This window comes from Labrenzia sp. ATLA3 (assembly GCF_057180185.1).
Window position 1 is genome coordinate 254,881 of the sequence record NZ_JBXUKV010000003.1, and the last position, 15,456, is coordinate 270,336.

Below are 15,456 nucleotides of genomic sequence, written 5' to 3' on the forward strand. Positions count from 1 at the left end.
AGCCCACCGATGAAAGACGTTATCCGCCAGCTTGCAGAAGCCATGTCTGCGGCTTCTCCTGACGCACAGTTCGAGGTTCGCTATTGGGACGGAACCGGCTTCTCCATCGGGACAGAGCCGGAGTTCATCCTGATTTTCAAGAACGAACGGGCGCTTTCCAGGGTGCTTTCGGATGCCTTCATGGGCTTTGGCGAGAGCTACATGCTGGGCGACATCGAAGTGGAAGGCGACATCAAGAAGCTCTTCTACCTGGGCTTTGCCATCGACTTCGCGGAACGGCCCATGTCGCTGATGCTGCGGCTCAAGCTGGCGTTTCATTTCCTGCGCGCACGTAACACCATCGCCCGCTCGCGCGAGAACATTTCCTTCAGCTACGACATCGGCAACGAGTTTTACGAGATCCTGCTCGGAAAGGGCATGATCTACACCTGCGCCTATTTCACCTCGCCGGACAACACGCTGGACGAAGCCCAGAACAACAAGCTGGAACTGGTTTGCCGCAAGCTGTGCCTGAAGCCCGGCGAACATGTTGCCGATCTCGGTTGCGGCTGGGGTGGGTTCCTGATGTATGCCGCCGAAAACTACGGCATCACCGGTGTCGGCTTCACCATTTCGGCAGAACAGCGCGACTATGCAATTCAGAAGATTGCCGAGCGCGGCCTGTCCGACAAGATCGAGATCCGCCTGAAGGACGCCCGCGAGGCGGATGGTCTTTACGACAAGGTTGCCTCGATCGGCATGGTCGAGCACATGGGCAATGCCCAGATCGCACCGGTCTTCGAACGGATCGCCCACATTCTCAAACCGCGGGGCCTTGCCTTCGTGCACACGATCGGCAACGAGATCCCCCGGCCAATCGACCCATGGATCGACAAATACATCTTCCCCGGAACGCAGGCCTCCCCGCTGACAACCATGGTCGAGGCCGCCGGCAACAATGATCTCTACATGATCGACCTTGAGAATATCCGGCTGCATTATCCGCCGACGGTCAAATACTGGCTCGCCAATTTCGACGCCAACATCGACCGTATCCGCGAGATGTATGACGACACCTTCGTCAGAAGCTTCCGGCTGTACCTGGAAGTGGCAAGCTCCTCCTTCAGCTGGGGCGACAACCGGCTGTACCATCTGCTGATGACCAAGGGGCTGAACAACGATGTCCCGATGACACGCGAGCATCTGGTTCTGCCCAAGTCCGGCAACAGCCCGGCCGGTACTTCTTCAGAAGGTGGTGCATGACGGATCCCGTCCATGTGGCAGTGATCTATACGGACGCAGGCGGTGGCCACAGGGCCAGTGCCTTCGCGCTGAAAGCATGCCTCGAAGGGTCCGGCAGATACAGGGTCAGCCTGATAAACCCCTACACCTCGCTGATCCCGCATCTCGACCTCTTCAGCCGCTTTGGCTCACGCACAGGCGAGAATATTTATAACGAAATCATCTTGCGTCAGGGGCGCACGGGCCTCACCTGCTGGCTTTTCTATGCGGGCCTGCGCCTGAACTATGTGTTCTGCGAACCGCCCGCCATCAAGATCCTGGCCCGGCACTTCGAAGAGATCCGCCCGGATGTCGTGCTGTCAGTCATGCCGCTCGGCAACCGGGTGATGCTGGAAGCCCTGAAACGCTACCGCGCCACCATTGACGAAGGTCTTCTGCCCGAAGGCGCTGTCATGATCACGGACTGGGCGGAGCTGGCGAAGGGCGTCTGGTTTCCCAACCGCGCAGACTATCATGCAATCTGCGGCACGCAGGATTCCGTACGCAATGCAGAAAAACTGCCGAAGCTTGCCGGCAAGGTCCATGAGATGGGCGGCTTGCTGATCCGGCCGGAATTCACCGACCCGGCCCAGCGCGCCAGCAAGCAAGCGCTGAACCTCGATCCTGCCAGACCCGTTGTGACCGTCCTTTATGGTGCCCAAGGCAGTATGCGGATGATCGAGCTGGCACGGGCAATGCGCGACGTTCAGCACAGCGCGCAGGTGGTGTTTCTGTGTGGCCGGAACGAAGCGCTTGCCGATGAACTGCGTTCCATGGACCTGCCATACCCGGTTCAGGTTCTCGGATTTACCGACAAGGTTGCGCAATTTCTTTCCGCCAGCGATCTCTTCATCGGCAAACCCGGTCCGGGCAGCACAAGCGAGGCCATGGCGCTTGGCCTGTTGATGCTGCTCGACAAAAGTCTGGCGCTGCCTCAGGAAGCCGCGGTCCTGCGCCACGTGATAAAGACAGACGCCGGACAGGCCTTTTCGACATCTGCCGATTTTAGCGAGCACTTCAGGAAAGCCATCTCCGCTATCGAGACCGGCCAATCACGGCAGCCGATTGCCGCCAACACCTCGCCCGCCGACATCCTGGAGATCATGGACCGCATCGCCGCTTCCCGCGTCCCGGTCGCAGATACTTTGCGGTCGTCCGATGACGTGCCGCACACCCGGCACGTGTCCAGAGTCTGATCGATGCCTGCCGACGATCAGAGCCCCGCGATGAGAGGCAAGAGCTCGCAAGGGCAGGGCCATAAGATCCGGGTCGTCTACAACCCTCGCACCGGGCACAAGCGCGAGAAGCGGTTCCGGACTGTCTTGTCTCTGCTTGAAGCAGGCGGACACACCTGCGAGATCCTGACCACGAGAGAAGCAGGCGATGCCGCCCGTTTCGTGCGGGAAACAACTTCAGACGAAGCCGATATTCTGGCAATTGCCGGCGGCGACGGCACGATCAATGACGCGATCCAGGGCGCCGGTCCGCAGACACCGCCACTCGGCCTCATTCCGCTCGGAACAGCAAATGTGCTGGCCCACGAACTTGGCATCGGCACAGAGCCACGCCGGATTGCAAGTTGCCTCACGGAAGCGCAGGTCCTCAAGGTCCAGCCCGGTCTGATCAACGGTCACCGTTTCATGATGATGACCGGCATCGGGCTCGACGCCCAGGTGGTGGCTGACCTGAACCGCGCGATAAAAACCCGGTTTGGCAAGGCTGCCTATCTGATCGAGGTTTTCCGCACCCTGCGGCACTGGCCCTGTCCGCCGCTGGATATCCGATTGGACGGAGAAACCCAGAAGGCTGCCACGCTGATCATCAGCCGCGGCAAACGGTATGGCGGCACGTTTGTTCTTGCGCCGCACTGCGACCTCGCGACCCCGTCGTTATGCGCAACACTATTTCCTGCCGGTGGCTCCCTGTCGGTCTTCGGACGGTTCTTGCTGATACCGGCAGGTCTTCTCCTGCGGCTTGGGCTCGCGGTCCAGCGCCCTGTCCGGACAGTCGAAATCCTGGGTCCGGTGGGTGACCCGATACAGGCCGACGGCGACATTGTTGCTCATGTTCCCGCGCAGATTTCGGTCTGCGACCAGACGATCAGGCTTTGTGTTCCAAAGCCACTACGCTGAAACGACGCCTGACGCTCAGCCCCGGCCTCCCAGCCCGGCAAGACAGGCCAGCCGGCGACAGGCACTCATCCAGTCGAAATCCTCACGAGCGGCAACCGGCGGCTCCGGCAGTGTCTTCAAGGCGTGTTCCAGCGCCTCGATGGCGCCCTCCAGGTCGGTGTAGAAATGCGCGTTGGGATAAGCCTTGTAGGGAAGGTTGCCCGGACAATCTGGCAAAATGACATGCCGTCCGGCGACAAGTGCATCGGCGGTGGCCGTGCACAGGATTTCACTGCGTGAGGGGTTCACCATGATCCGGTAGCGTCCGATATCGGACCAGAACCGGCGGTTAGGCCCGAGGAACCGCAAATCCGCGCCTTCCTTCCGTGCAAAGGCGCGAAACGCCGCTTCATCCCGGCCTCCGCCGATGACATCGATGGACTTGCCGGCACGCGCGGCGATACGGGCCAGGTCGTCCAGGCCCTTTTCCCAGAGGAGCGCCCCCAGAAAATAGATACCTTCCGTCTCGTCCGTAACGAGTGGCACCTGCGCATAACCGGGCATGACGCCGGTCACCCGTTCCACCGGCATGGTGACGCCCGGCAGGGTCAGCGCCGGAGACAGGCTGAGCGGCAGATCGATACGCAGCCGCAGGGCGCGTCCGTGAAGATAGGACACCAGCCGTGCAAGACTGCTGGCAAACGGCAACCCGGACATACGGATGTAGGTTTCGTAATCGGTCATGCAGAGGCCGATTGTCTTGTCCGCGCGAATCCCCCTGCGTCCGGTCGTCAGCGGATACCAGCACAGGTGCTCCGGTTCGCTGGCCACCAGGCATCTGGCCGGTGGCGCGGCGCGGTAGACGTCCTCCATTGGAACGATCGACCCCATGCCTGCAACGTACCGCGCGCGGTACGGCCGACAGTCCGGCAGCTTGTAGGGCCCGAAAGACTCAAGCTCGGCCTGAAGCCAGGCAAGCTGTTCCTCAAAATCGGCAAAGCGCACCTCGCCCCAAAGGCGCTGCTGCGAGTTTGCGTCAAGCCAGGGAAGAACATAGACGACACGATAGCCGAGGGCTGACAGACCGCAGGCATGCCACAGCGAGATAAAGGAGGGGCCGGTCATCCAGGGAAGTGCGGCGCTTGTCAGAACCGCAAAGTCACAGACCTCATGACCTTTGTTTTGTTCACCACGCAGGGGCACTTGTCTCCAGTGTCAACGGGCAGGACTACGGACCGAACCCGGCCGAGACCTGGCAGACTAAGCGATAAATGCCAGGCATGACACGCGATAACAGCTTGGTGCAGGCCATCAAAACACATGTTTCTCGGTCCCGGACAATCCACCTTGGCCTGATCAGACAGCCAGCCCGGCCGAAATGCCGATATCCGCGCCGGATGCTATTTTCTGAAGGCCAGCCCCCGCCAAATGGTGAAGCCCTGTCACAAACGCGCGAATTGCGACGTCTATTGGCAAAGTCACCGGCTCGTGACTTTCGGTTGAGTGCGCGATTGCATATTTTGGAAGCACTCGAACAAGGATATGAACCAAATGGTGGGATCGTTCTCCCGGAAGGTCGGCAAGGCCCTCCGAACAGCGTTTTTTGTAACCGGCGGAATAGTTGCCCTGTCCGCTCCGATGGACAGCGCTCTGGCACAGCCCGAAAAGGTCATTGAACTGTTTACCAGTCAGGGTTGCTCCTCCTGCCCTCCGGCAGACCGGCTGGCGGAAAAGCTCGTGGACGAGGACAACGATGTCCTGACCTTGCTGCTGCCCGTCGACTACTGGGATTATCTCGGCTGGAAGGACACGCTCGCAAGCCCGGTCAACTCGCAGCGCCAGCGCGCCTATGCAGCCCGGCGCGGCGACCGGTCGGTCTACACCCCTCAAATGGTGATCAACGGCGAAGAACATGTCGTTGGCAGCCGAGAGGGTGACGTCAGGGCTGCCTTGGCACGAACGGAGCCCTTCACCGCCACAATCGATCTGAAAATCACTGACATGGTTGTTCAGGCGACGGTGAACGGCACTCTGCCAAGGGGCTACACCATGGCGACGGTCTATTTCCTGCGCATGCAGGATGAAGCGCTGGTCGATATCGGCCGTGGCGAAAATGCCGGCCGCAAGGTGCGTTACGTAAACGTGGTGCGCAACCTGCAGCCCATGGGAATGTGGTCCGGCGGCCAGGAAACCTTCCGGATGCCCAAGTCCAAACTGATGCTCAAGGGCGATGCCCGTTGCGCGATTGTCGTGCAGCTTGAAAACCCCGATGGCCCTGGCCGGATCATTGGTGCAGCCATGATGAACAAGAGCGGCGGTCTGTGAACCGCCTCTTTTGGTGTGACCAAATATCAATTCCCTCTGAAAATCAGGGTATTTGCCTTCGAAGCCGGGTTGTAACACCGGAGAAAACTGCTACCCCTTGCCCCGTTCGGCCAGCCTTTGGACCGTGAACGCCTGAATGGCACACGGTTTGCGAAACGCTGAGACCGGTTACGTTCTCTGCTTTGCCCTCATCCGGCGAAGCGAATCGGTCCTGGGGGAACGCATGAAATTGAAGCGCAGGCTTCGGATTGCCTTTTTGAGCATCATCGTCGGCGTGGCTGTTCTCGGCCTGAAGATCGGTGCCTATCTGCTGACGGGATCCGTAGCGCTCTATTCCGATGCGCTGGAAACCATCGTCAACATTGCCTCCGCTATCGCAACGCTTGCTGCCGTCTGGTTCGCGGCCAAACCGGCCGACAACAACCACCCCTATGGCCATGACAAGGCAGAGTATTTCGCTGCGGTCCTCGTCGGCGTCATGATCGTGCTTGCCGCCCTGTCGATTTTCCGCGCGGCATGGCTCGGCCTGGTCAGTGGGGAAAGCCCGCAATATTCTCCCGCCGGCATCGGCATGAACCTGCTTGCCGCCCTGATCAACGGCGCCTGGGCACGTTACCTGATGCAATACGGCAAACACGCACGCTCACCTGCCCTGATTGCCGACGGCAAGCATCTGATGACGGATGTCGCCAGTTCCGTGGGGGTCCTGGGCGGCGTTGTGCTGGTGATGCTCACCGGCTGGAAGGTCATGGATCCCGCGCTTGCGGTTCTCGTCGGCCTGACCGTGCTGTGGTCCGGCTGGGGGCTCGTCAAGGAATCCGTCGGCGGCCTCATGGACGAAGCGGCCTCGCAAGACGTATTGGACAAGATCCGCGTTCTGATTTCCGAACATGGCGAAGGCGCACTGGAGGCGCACGACCTGCGCACCCGCATTGCCGGCAAATCCACCTTCATCGATTTTCACCTGGTGGTGCCGGGCGAAATGTCGGTGGACAAGGCACATGAGATCTGCGACCGCATCGAACTTGCCATCGTTGACGATGTGCCCGGAGCACGAATTACCATTCACGTCGAACCGGAACACAAGGCCAAGCACTCCGGCATTGTGGTGCTGTAGGCCAGCTTTCAAAAATAGTAGGGATAGCCGCGCATCAGTGACGGGTTGTTGTACTCGTAAACGCCGGACGTCTGATCGCCCAGCCCACCGCATACCCGCTTGCCACTGCCGATCAGGCGACTGAGATACTGCAGCAGATGCGCGCCCGCGCGCCCTTCCGCGATCGAGCATGCATTCAGTGAAAGAACGCCACCAGGCCGGACATACTGCCCGAGCGTTCTCCAGAAATTCTCCATCCCGGAACCATTTATAACGCGGCCGACCGCGCTTGCCGCGGTAAAGCCTGAAATGCAGTCGGCATCCAGCAGGGTTACCTGACCGGGAACGCCACTGTGAAAGACCAGTTCAACCACACTGAAACCATTGGAAGGCGCATTTTGAACCAGATGGCCCAGAATTTCCTCAGTCGAGGAATAGCTGTAGCCGCCGTGCGCGCCCATATAGCCCCGTGTCAAAAATCCAAGCTCACCGTTATAAAGAAGTATCCGAGCCATAGCGCTCCCCCAGCACCAGTGTGAAAGACGATCTCCTAAAAGACGTATTTTCTGTATTACATCGAAAAACTGCCAGAAGGCCTGCGGCTTGTCACCAATTGGACACTTCACAATTCACACAGCAACCAGCATTAAAGCTCCTGATTACCCGTAGACTTTCGATACGCTACGTCACTAATCAATCTTTTTTTGTACTGCACCAGGACGCGAAATTTGGGCTGCAAGCGTCGGCAAACCGCCCGAAATCCCGCTTGCCCTTGCCTGTGACTATCCATAATACTCTGCACCCGGCGATCGTCGCCGTCCCATTGGCAGCGAGCCCGCATAGACGGTTGCGCACCAGGTATCTTCACCGGTGTACCCCCTTGCGAAGTTGACCCCAGTGCTCCGGCCCCGCAGCATACGAACCCCGGTTACTTCGGATCGATTTGAGGAACCAATCGCATATGCCCAACTGGCGGCGCTGGCATGCCCAGCTTGTTGATCACCTGATCCTGATTGGCGGCGCACTCCTGATGACGCTGCCTGTTTATTCGATCTTTGCCGCGACCACCCATGAGGGTGGACCGGTTCGGCCGAGGCTCGATCTGGGCGGCAACGCGCTGGAAAACTACGGAAACTTTCTGCAGGCGGGCGCAGGCTTTTCCGGTGATGTCACGGCATTGACCATGATGTGGAACTCCTTCCTTCTGGGGGCAGGCTTTGCAACGCTGAAGGTCGTTCTGTCCCTCATGACGGCCTATGCGTTGATCTATTTCCGCGTCCGGTTTGCCAGCGCCATCTTCGCCGTGCTGCTGCTGACCCTGCTGCTGCCACTTGAATCGCGGTTTTTGCCAACCTACGCCGTGACCACCGAACTCGGCCTCGTCAATACGCGTGCAGGCCTGATCCTGCCGCTGCTGGCCTCCGGTCTTGGTACGCTGTTTTTCCGTCAGTTTCTGATGACAGTGCCGGACGCGCTGCTGGAATCGGCCCGGATCGACGGTGCCGGCCCCTTGAAGTTCTTCAAGGACATTCTGGTGCCCCTGTCCCTTCCAACGGCGGCTGCCCTGTTCCTGGTAATGTTCGTCAACGGCTGGAACCAGTACCTGTGGCCAGTGATAATCACGTCCGACGAGAGCAGCTACACGCTGGTGCGCGGCATGCAGTTTTTCGGCAATTCGAGCCTGCGGGGATTGATGCTGGCAGTGCTCGCCTTTGTGCCACCAGCCTTGCTTGTCATATTGTTTCAACGTCAAGTCGTTAAAGGCCTGTTCGACGGCTCACACTGACAACGACCGGGCTTGATGCCCGGCAGCCCCTTCCTCGATTATCCCGGAACACCCGAAAGGCCCCTCATCCATGGCATTTGAAGCGATCCTGTTCGACTGTGACGGCGTTCTGGTGGATTCGGAAATCATCTATGTCGAGGTCGAGCGCGAGCACCTGGCCCGGATAGGCCTGAAATATGAGCTTCACGACTATATGGACCGGTTCCAGGGGCTTGGCAGCACGGATTTCTGGGCAGCGCTCGACCGGGACTACCAGACATTGGGCAAGGGCCCGCTGCCTGAAACCTTCGGACCCGAGCTGGACGCGGCCACCAAGGAACGGATGGACCGGGAACTTGAGGAAATCAGCGGCATCAAGCAATTGCTGGAAGCGCATGACGGCTTGCGCGCCGTCGCCTCCTCCTCCCGTCTGCAGAGGCTGACCCACAAGCTGCAGCACACCGGGCTCTTTCCCTATTTCGAACCGCATATCTATTCTGGCGAGCAGGTTGCCAACGGCAAGCCGGCGCCTGACCTGTTCCTGTTCGCAGCTGACAAACTGGGCGTCGACCCGAAAGCCGCGCTTGTGGTGGAGGACAGCGTCAACGGCGTGAAGGCGGGCCTTGCCGCCGGGATGACCGTGTGGGGATTTGTCGGCGGCGGCCATTGTCATGATGGCCATTGCGAACAATTGCTGGCTGCCGGGGCCCACAAGGTGGTGGACAGCCACGACAACCTTGCCGGTCTGCTGCGCGGTGAAAGCCCCGCTGCCTGAGCCTGACTGAATTCCAGCCTGCTTTCCCGCTTGAGTTCAGGCCGAACTCCTTATGCCCCCAAGCCCCCCGCGCGCCGTTACCCGGCACGCCGCCTGGCAATACAACCGGCGATGATCACTGGAATTGCCTTTGCAAGTGCGGGCAGGGAAAAACGCGGGACAGAGCCACCGGTGTCGAGACGAAAAGTCGGCTTGTCATTTCCGTCACGCAATCGGGTTGATGTCCGATCATTCGCTTATTCTTTTGGATGCGTCGCAAGCAAACGGCGATCTGGCAAAAAAAGAGCCCGGGGTTACCCCCGGGCTTTCCAAGTTTGCGGTCTGAGCCAATAGACCGCCTGGGAGATATTTTCGGCCGGTCGCCTTACATGCGACCGGAGCCGATACCGAATTCCGGATAGGCTTCCACTCCGACTTCGACTTTGTCGAGACCCAGAGCTTCTTCTTCCTCGGACACCCGGATACCCATGGTGGCCTTCAGGACGAACCAGATCACGGAGCTCACGACCAGGGTGAAGACACCGATGGACACGATACCGATCAGCTGGGTGAGGTAGGAAGCGTCGGAGTTGGACAGCGGCACGATCAGCGTACCCCAGATACCTGCGAGCAGGTGAACCGGGATGGCACCGACAACGTCGTCGATTTTCAGCTTGTCGAGCATCGGAACCGCGAAGACCACGATCACACCACCGACACCGCCAACGAAGACGGAGATCCACACGCTCGGTGCAAGCGGTTCAGCCGTGATGGCAACCAGACCAGCCAGAGCGCCGTTCAGAGCCATGGTCACATCGACCTTCTTGTAGAGGATCTGGGTGAGGATGACCGCGACGACGACACCAGCGGCAGCAGCCATGTTGGTGTTGGCGAAGATGCGGGAGATGTCGGAAACGTCACCGATGGTGCCCATAGCAAGCTGGGACGCACCGTTGAAGCCGAACCAGCCCAGCCACAGGATGAACGTGCCGAGGGTTGCGAGCGGCATGGAAGAACCCGGGAACGGATGTACGGAACCGTCCGCACCGTATTTGCCTTTACGGGCACCCAGGATAACCGCACCGGCCAGAGCAGCCCAGCCACCGACGGAGTGAACGAGGGTCGAACCGGCAAAGTCGGAGAACTCGGCGCCGCCGATAGCCTTCACGGCTTCGCCGTTGAGCCAGCCGCCGCCCCATTCCCAGGAACCGGTGATCGGGTAGATGATGCCCGTCAGGATGACGGTGAAGGCCAGGAACGGCCACAGCTTGATGCGCTCGGCAAGCGTACCGGACACGATCGACGCGGTGGTCGCACAGAAGACCATCTGGAAGAACCAGTCGGACGCCGTGGAGTAACCGGTGTCGAGTGCGTCGCCGCCAACGGCGTCAAACGCATACGGGCCGAAGGAGCCCATGAAACCGCCATCAACGCCGGTGTACATCAGGTTGTAACCGGTGATCCAGAACATCAGGCCCGCAATTGCATAAAGCGTGATGTTCTTCAGGCACTGCATCGACACGTTCTTGGAGCGAACGAGACCGGCTTCGAGCATGGCAAAGCCAGCGGCCATCCACATGACCAGGAAACCGCCGATGAGGAACAGCAGCGTATTGAAGATGTAGGCAACCTCGGGAGAAACCGCGGCCGGAGCAGCGGCTGCAGCCTCGGTATCCTGCGCGAGCACCGGCAGAGCCGTGAGACTCAGCAGAGCCAGCGACGCCGCGCCCTTAGCGACAAGTTTTTTCATGATACGTTTCCTTACCTAAATCACAGAGCTTCGGCGTCGGTTTCGCCGGTGCGGATGCGCACGACCTGATCGATCGAATGGACGAAGATCTTCCCATCCCCGATTTGGCCGGTCTTGGCAGCGCCGGAAATCACTTCGACCACCTTGTCGACGGAGGCGGCATCCACAGCGACTTCAATCTTCAGCTTCGGCAGGAAGCTGACGGCATATTCGGTGCCGCGATAGATTTCGGTGTGCCCCTTCTGGCGGCCATAGCCTTTCACTTCAGTCACCGTCAGCCCCTGGATGCCGATGCTGGTCAAGGCATCGCGCACTTCGTCGAGCTTGAACGGCTTGATGATGGCCATCACTATTTTCATTGCTCGTTCCATTCCCCTTCTTAGCGCCCCTTCCCGTCGAAGAAGCTCGGCCAACCACCCCGGAAACTGCGCCTGGTTCTGTCCCCTCTGGAAGGATCTTCTCAGGTCTTCGGCTTCACCACGTGCCGTGGCCCGGGCGGTGTCGAAGCCTGATAATCAAGGACCGTGCCAACTTTGCTTTTTTAGAAGTCGATTCGCAGAATCCTGCGGTTTTGCAGCGCAAAAAACACCGGAGAGCCCTTTGTGACCAAAATGAGATGACGAGTTTTCAGGCAGCTTTTTTGCCTAAATTTTAAACAAATACCGATTCAATGATTGCAATTTAGGCATATTCAGAAAACGGCCTTCAGGCGCATAAAAATTCAGCACTCGCACTGCAACAAGATGCGCGCGACCGCCCGACAGCAGCAGACCGCATTGAACACCACGCCCGCAATCCCGCCGACACCAAGGCCGCGACGTCGCCCCCCCCGGAGCTGCACATTTCAACAAGGAATGCAGCCAAAAGAAATGGAGTTGCAGCCAACAGGGCTTTGGACCGCTTGAGATGGCCGGGCATTGCCGCCATACTTGGAGAGCCGCCTTATTCCCTGGGCGGACCTTGCCGCGATTTCAGCCCCAAAAACTCCTCGAATGTTCAGATAAATCGAGAAAGCCATGCGCCAGAGAATTATTGTTTGCCCTTTGATCGAAAATGAAGGCGCGTACCTTCTGTGCAAGATGCCAAGCGATCGGGGCGTCTTTCCGGGCCAATGGGCCCTGTCCGGTGGCGGCCTTGAACAAGGCGAAAAGATCACGGAGGGGCTGCTTCGGGAAATCTCGGAAGAACTGGGGTCCGATCTGACCATCGAAACGGTGCAGCCCTGGACCTTCAGGGACGATATCCGAACAAAAACCTATCCGGATGGCACGACCGAAGAGATTTACATGATCTATCTCATCTTCGATTGCAAAGCCTCCAACCGCGCCGTTTCCATCAACGACGAATTCGAGGACCATGCCTGGGTTCTTCCCGCAGATCTTGAAAAATACGATCTCAATGAAGCAACGCGCGTGACACTCAAGGCCAAGGGCCTGCTCCCCTCATAGAGGAAACGGCAGCACGTCCGCCCCTTTTGCAATGACCGGACGAAAGAAGAACCCGACACAGTCGCGGCACATCCCGATGCGGCGTCACCCCTGCTAGGTCAGAAGAAACGTCACACACCGTCGAAACGATAGGGAAGTTGTCGGGTTTCTTGCCGGAGAGCGCCCTCCCGGCACGCCGGCTAAGGAAGCGGACCCGCTCACGGCCGCTTTCACGCCGACACATCTGCCCGAACCGGGCCCAAACCCCGGCTGTTTCCCGCGAGATTTCAACCTGAATTAGGCCCGGCCCATCAGGGCACAGCCGCCTTGCCACAAGTATGAACGCTTTCTTACTTTCAGGAGCTTCATAGTTGTCGAATTAAGTAGATAAATTGGCATTTCACGCCATAGGATCTCGACTTAAGTCTAAAATATACGTGTGATTACGTACAGTTATTAGAAGCCGCAGTCCAAAACCAAAACACGCACCGAAAGTCTTGTAAATTCTAGCTTTTGTCGGTTTCGTTGAAAATGATATTTGATTTAAGCAGGGTTTCACAAAACATATACGGCCAGCTCTACCCCAGCGTAACTTTTGTTTAAGGTCACCGCGTTTAAATTTATCGCTACAGGTTTAAGGGTAGGAAACAACAAGAATGCTGGGAATTCTAGACAACGCAGGTCAGGCGACGCTGGACGCAATCGGCCAGTCCCAAGCGATTATCGAGTTCAAACCGGACGGGACAATCCTGACAGCGAATGAAAACTTCCTACGCCTCATGGGCTATACGCTTGAAGAAATCCGGAACAAGCATCACAAGATGTTTGTCGATGCAGAGTATGCAAACAGCTCTGACTATCGAGACTTCTGGAACAAGCTCGCGCAGGGTGAATACTGGTCGTCAGAATTCTTGCGGTTTTCCAAGAACGGTGACGAAGTGTGGATTCAAGGATCCTATAACCCGGTCAAGAACCGCTCGGGCAATGTAGTCAAAGTGGTCAAGGTTGCCACCGACATTACGGAGCAGAAGCGCCGGAACGCCGACTATCTTGGCCAGGTCAACGCGATCGGCCGGTCTCAGGCGGTCATTCAATTTGATCTCGAAGGCAAGATCCTCGATGCCAATGACAACTTTTTGTCTGTCATGGATTACACGCTCGACGAAATAAAGGGCCAGCACCACAGCCTGTTCGTTGAGCCGGAATTCCGCAACAGCCCGGATTACAAGCGCTTCTGGCAGGATCTCGCCAATGGTGAGTTCAAGGCTGATGAATTCAAGCGGATCGGCAAAGGCGGCAAGGAAGTTTACATCCGTGCAACCTATAACCCGATCATGGATGCGGCTGGCCGCCCTTACAAAGTGGTGAAATTCGCCACCGACGTGACTGCACAGGTGCGCGAGCGTCACAGACGCATCAACACACAACGCGAAATCGATGCCGACCTTGAGGAAATCGCTCGGGCAATTGCAGAGACGACAGAACAAGCGACCAGCTCGGCCTCCGCCTCCGAGCAGACGTCTTCCAGTGTTCAGACAGTTGCCGCAGCCTCTGAAGAACTGGTGGCCTCCATTCAGGAGATCAGCCGTCAGGTTCAGGTTGCGCTAGATGTGTCCAACAAGGCCGTTGGCGAAGCCGAGCGGTCCAGCCAGATCATGTCCGGGCTTTCAGAAGATGCCAAGACCATCGGGTCCGTGATCGAACTCATCGATGGCATCGCAAACCAGACCAACCTTCTGGCGTTGAATGCCACCATTGAAGCCGCGCGTGCGGGAGAAGCCGGCAAGGGCTTTGCTGTTGTCGCTTCGGAAGTCAAAAGCCTGGCCTCGCAAACCAGCAAGGCAACCGAAGAAATCTCGACACAGGTCAATTCCGTTCAGGAAACCACAGACGATGCGGTGACCGCGATTTCGAATATCATGGATGTGATCAACAGCATCGGCGAGATAGCAGCCAGCATATCGTCGGCGGTCGAGCAACAGGCCGCCGTCACGAACGACATTTCGTCGAACATGCAGGCAGCAGCTCAAGGAGTTGAACTGATCACCAACAACATGCAGTCCATCTCTTCGGCAACCGCACAGATCGACGCTTCCACTCAGAACGTCCGACAGGCTTCCCAGTCTTTGCTGTAGGCGAACACGCGCGGAACCTTCCACGGAGAAAGGCTGCGCGACCAAACAGACGCGTTTGATACATCAGGCGGGCGGTTGTTTCGTGGTGAGGCTCAAAGCCCAGCCATGCACCGCCCGCAAGCGTCTGTACGGCTCCTTCGAACGTGATGGTCGCTGGAGCGGGAGCTGCAAGATCGATATCCGCTCCGCCGCACGGCCCTCAGGCCGAGAACCCGCCGCTTTTCAGGTAGGAGATTTCTTCGGGCGTCGATTGCCGGCCGAGAACGTCATTGCGATGGGGAAAGCGGCCGAAGCGTCGAATGACGTCGAGGTGGATCAGGGCGTAGTGGTAGGTTTGCTGGTCTCCGAGAACCCGGCAAAGATCGACAGACCTTTCCTGGTGAGCCATGTCTTCTGAATGTTCGAACGGCAGGTAGAAGAAGCTGCGCGCTTCCTTCGGGAAAGCCCTGTCAAAACCGCGATCAAGCGCGATTTCGGCAATCTGAACCGCCTTCGGATCCGCGCGGAACGCCTTGGGGCTGTCCCGGAAGACATTGCGCGGAAGCTGATCGAGCAGAATGAGAAGAGCGAGCGCGCCATCGGCCGTCTCGACCCAGGCATCGAGCTTGCCTTCGGCCGCATCCTCGATGGCTGGCAGGAACCTGTCCCGGCACCGCTTGTCAAACTTGTCGCTCTTGGCGAACCATTTTTCCGGACCGGCCTGCCACCAGAAATCGAGGACATCGAACGAAGTGATCGGCAGGTCTGTCATGAGGGCAACTTCCGAAAGAGGAAACGGTGAAACGGGTACAGTCCGTTCCTGCCAGCTTCCCTTGCCCGCTGTCAACGCACCG

At 58.4% G+C, this 15,456-nt stretch carries 14 protein-coding genes; 9 read left to right on the forward strand and 5 right to left on the reverse strand.

Translation table 11 applies throughout. The features are described from left to right. Positions 1 to 9: 9 nt before the first annotated feature. Genes AC2A6O_RS09110 through AC2A6O_RS09120 form a run of 3 tightly spaced genes read left to right on the forward strand, consistent with a single transcriptional unit; the run spans position 10 to position 3,392 of the window. On the forward strand, positions 10 to 1,242 hold the full coding sequence (locus tag AC2A6O_RS09110; protein ID WP_498926538.1) for a class I SAM-dependent methyltransferase: 1,233 nt from the start codon (positions 10 to 12) through the stop codon (positions 1,240 to 1,242). Then, positions 1,239 to 2,456, forward strand: a complete 1,218-nt coding sequence (locus tag AC2A6O_RS09115) for a glycosyltransferase (protein WP_498926539.1) — start codon at positions 1,239 to 1,241, stop codon at positions 2,454 to 2,456. The genes AC2A6O_RS09110 and AC2A6O_RS09115 overlap by 4 nt, the downstream gene beginning before the upstream one ends. A gap of 3 nt (positions 2,457 to 2,459) precedes the next feature. Further along, positions 2,460 to 3,392: a diacylglycerol/lipid kinase family protein gene (locus AC2A6O_RS09120; RefSeq protein ID WP_498926540.1), complete on the forward strand. Its 933-nt coding sequence runs from the start codon at positions 2,460 to 2,462 to the stop codon at positions 3,390 to 3,392. Positions 3,393 to 3,407: 15 nt separating this feature from the next. On the opposite strand, the gene AC2A6O_RS09125 is transcribed toward AC2A6O_RS09120, so the two are convergent. Next, positions 3,408 to 4,574, reverse strand: a complete 1,167-nt coding sequence (locus AC2A6O_RS09125; RefSeq protein WP_498926541.1) for a hypothetical protein — start codon at positions 4,572 to 4,574, stop codon at positions 3,408 to 3,410. A gap of 348 nt (positions 4,575 to 4,922) precedes the next feature. Between AC2A6O_RS09125 and AC2A6O_RS09130 the strand changes: the two genes are divergently transcribed. Next, positions 4,923 to 5,696 carry a DUF1223 domain-containing protein gene (locus AC2A6O_RS09130; RefSeq protein ID WP_498926542.1) on the forward strand — a complete coding sequence of 258 codons (774 nt, stop codon included), beginning with the start codon at positions 4,923 to 4,925 and terminating at the stop codon, positions 5,694 to 5,696. Between the two features lie 229 nt (positions 5,697 to 5,925). Beyond that, complete coding sequence (locus tag AC2A6O_RS09135) at positions 5,926 to 6,813, forward strand: cation diffusion facilitator family transporter (protein WP_148583764.1); 888 nt, start codon at positions 5,926 to 5,928, stop codon at positions 6,811 to 6,813. A gap of 8 nt (positions 6,814 to 6,821) precedes the next feature. On the opposite strand, the gene AC2A6O_RS09140 is transcribed toward AC2A6O_RS09135, so the two are convergent. Continuing rightward, positions 6,822 to 7,307: a hypothetical protein gene (locus tag AC2A6O_RS09140; protein WP_498926543.1), complete on the reverse strand. Its 486-nt coding sequence runs from the start codon at positions 7,305 to 7,307 to the stop codon at positions 6,822 to 6,824. A 446-nt stretch (positions 7,308 to 7,753) separates the two neighbouring features. On the opposite strand from AC2A6O_RS09140, the gene AC2A6O_RS09145 reads away from it, so the two are divergent. Further along, positions 7,754 to 8,578 (forward strand): ABC transporter permease subunit, encoded by an 825-nt coding sequence (locus AC2A6O_RS09145; RefSeq protein ID WP_498926544.1) that lies wholly within the window; start codon positions 7,754 to 7,756, stop codon positions 8,576 to 8,578. A gap of 70 nt (positions 8,579 to 8,648) precedes the next feature. After that, positions 8,649 to 9,332 carry an HAD family hydrolase gene (locus AC2A6O_RS09150; protein WP_498926545.1) on the forward strand — a complete coding sequence of 228 codons (684 nt, stop codon included), beginning with the start codon at positions 8,649 to 8,651 and terminating at the stop codon, positions 9,330 to 9,332. 364 nt (positions 9,333 to 9,696) lie between these two features. Here AC2A6O_RS09150 and AC2A6O_RS09155 read toward each other — a convergent pair whose 3' ends face one another. Both AC2A6O_RS09155 and AC2A6O_RS09160 read right to left on the reverse strand, forming a co-directional pair. After that, on the reverse strand, positions 9,697 to 11,061 hold the full coding sequence (locus AC2A6O_RS09155) for an ammonium transporter (protein ID WP_498926546.1): 1,365 nt from the start codon (positions 11,059 to 11,061) through the stop codon (positions 9,697 to 9,699). Positions 11,062 to 11,081: 20 nt separating this feature from the next. Beyond that, positions 11,082 to 11,420: a P-II family nitrogen regulator gene (locus tag AC2A6O_RS09160; protein ID WP_006938248.1), complete on the reverse strand. Its 339-nt coding sequence runs from the start codon at positions 11,418 to 11,420 to the stop codon at positions 11,082 to 11,084. Between the two features lie 657 nt (positions 11,421 to 12,077). Here AC2A6O_RS09160 and nudI point away from each other — a divergent pair. Together nudI and AC2A6O_RS09170 are read left to right on the forward strand one after the other, a co-directional pair. After that, a complete protein-coding gene (gene nudI, locus AC2A6O_RS09165; protein ID WP_498926547.1) occupies positions 12,078 to 12,509 on the forward strand; it encodes a nucleoside triphosphatase NudI in 432 nt (143 codons plus the stop codon). Positions 12,510 to 13,144: 635 nt separating this feature from the next. After that, positions 13,145 to 14,623, forward strand: a complete 1,479-nt coding sequence (locus AC2A6O_RS09170; protein ID WP_498926548.1) for a methyl-accepting chemotaxis protein — start codon at positions 13,145 to 13,147, stop codon at positions 14,621 to 14,623. A gap of 199 nt (positions 14,624 to 14,822) precedes the next feature. Here AC2A6O_RS09170 and AC2A6O_RS09175 read toward each other — a convergent pair whose 3' ends face one another. Next, positions 14,823 to 15,374, reverse strand: a complete 552-nt coding sequence (locus AC2A6O_RS09175) for a DUF924 family protein (RefSeq protein ID WP_498926549.1) — start codon at positions 15,372 to 15,374, stop codon at positions 14,823 to 14,825. Positions 15,375 to 15,456: the final 82 nt, after the last annotated feature.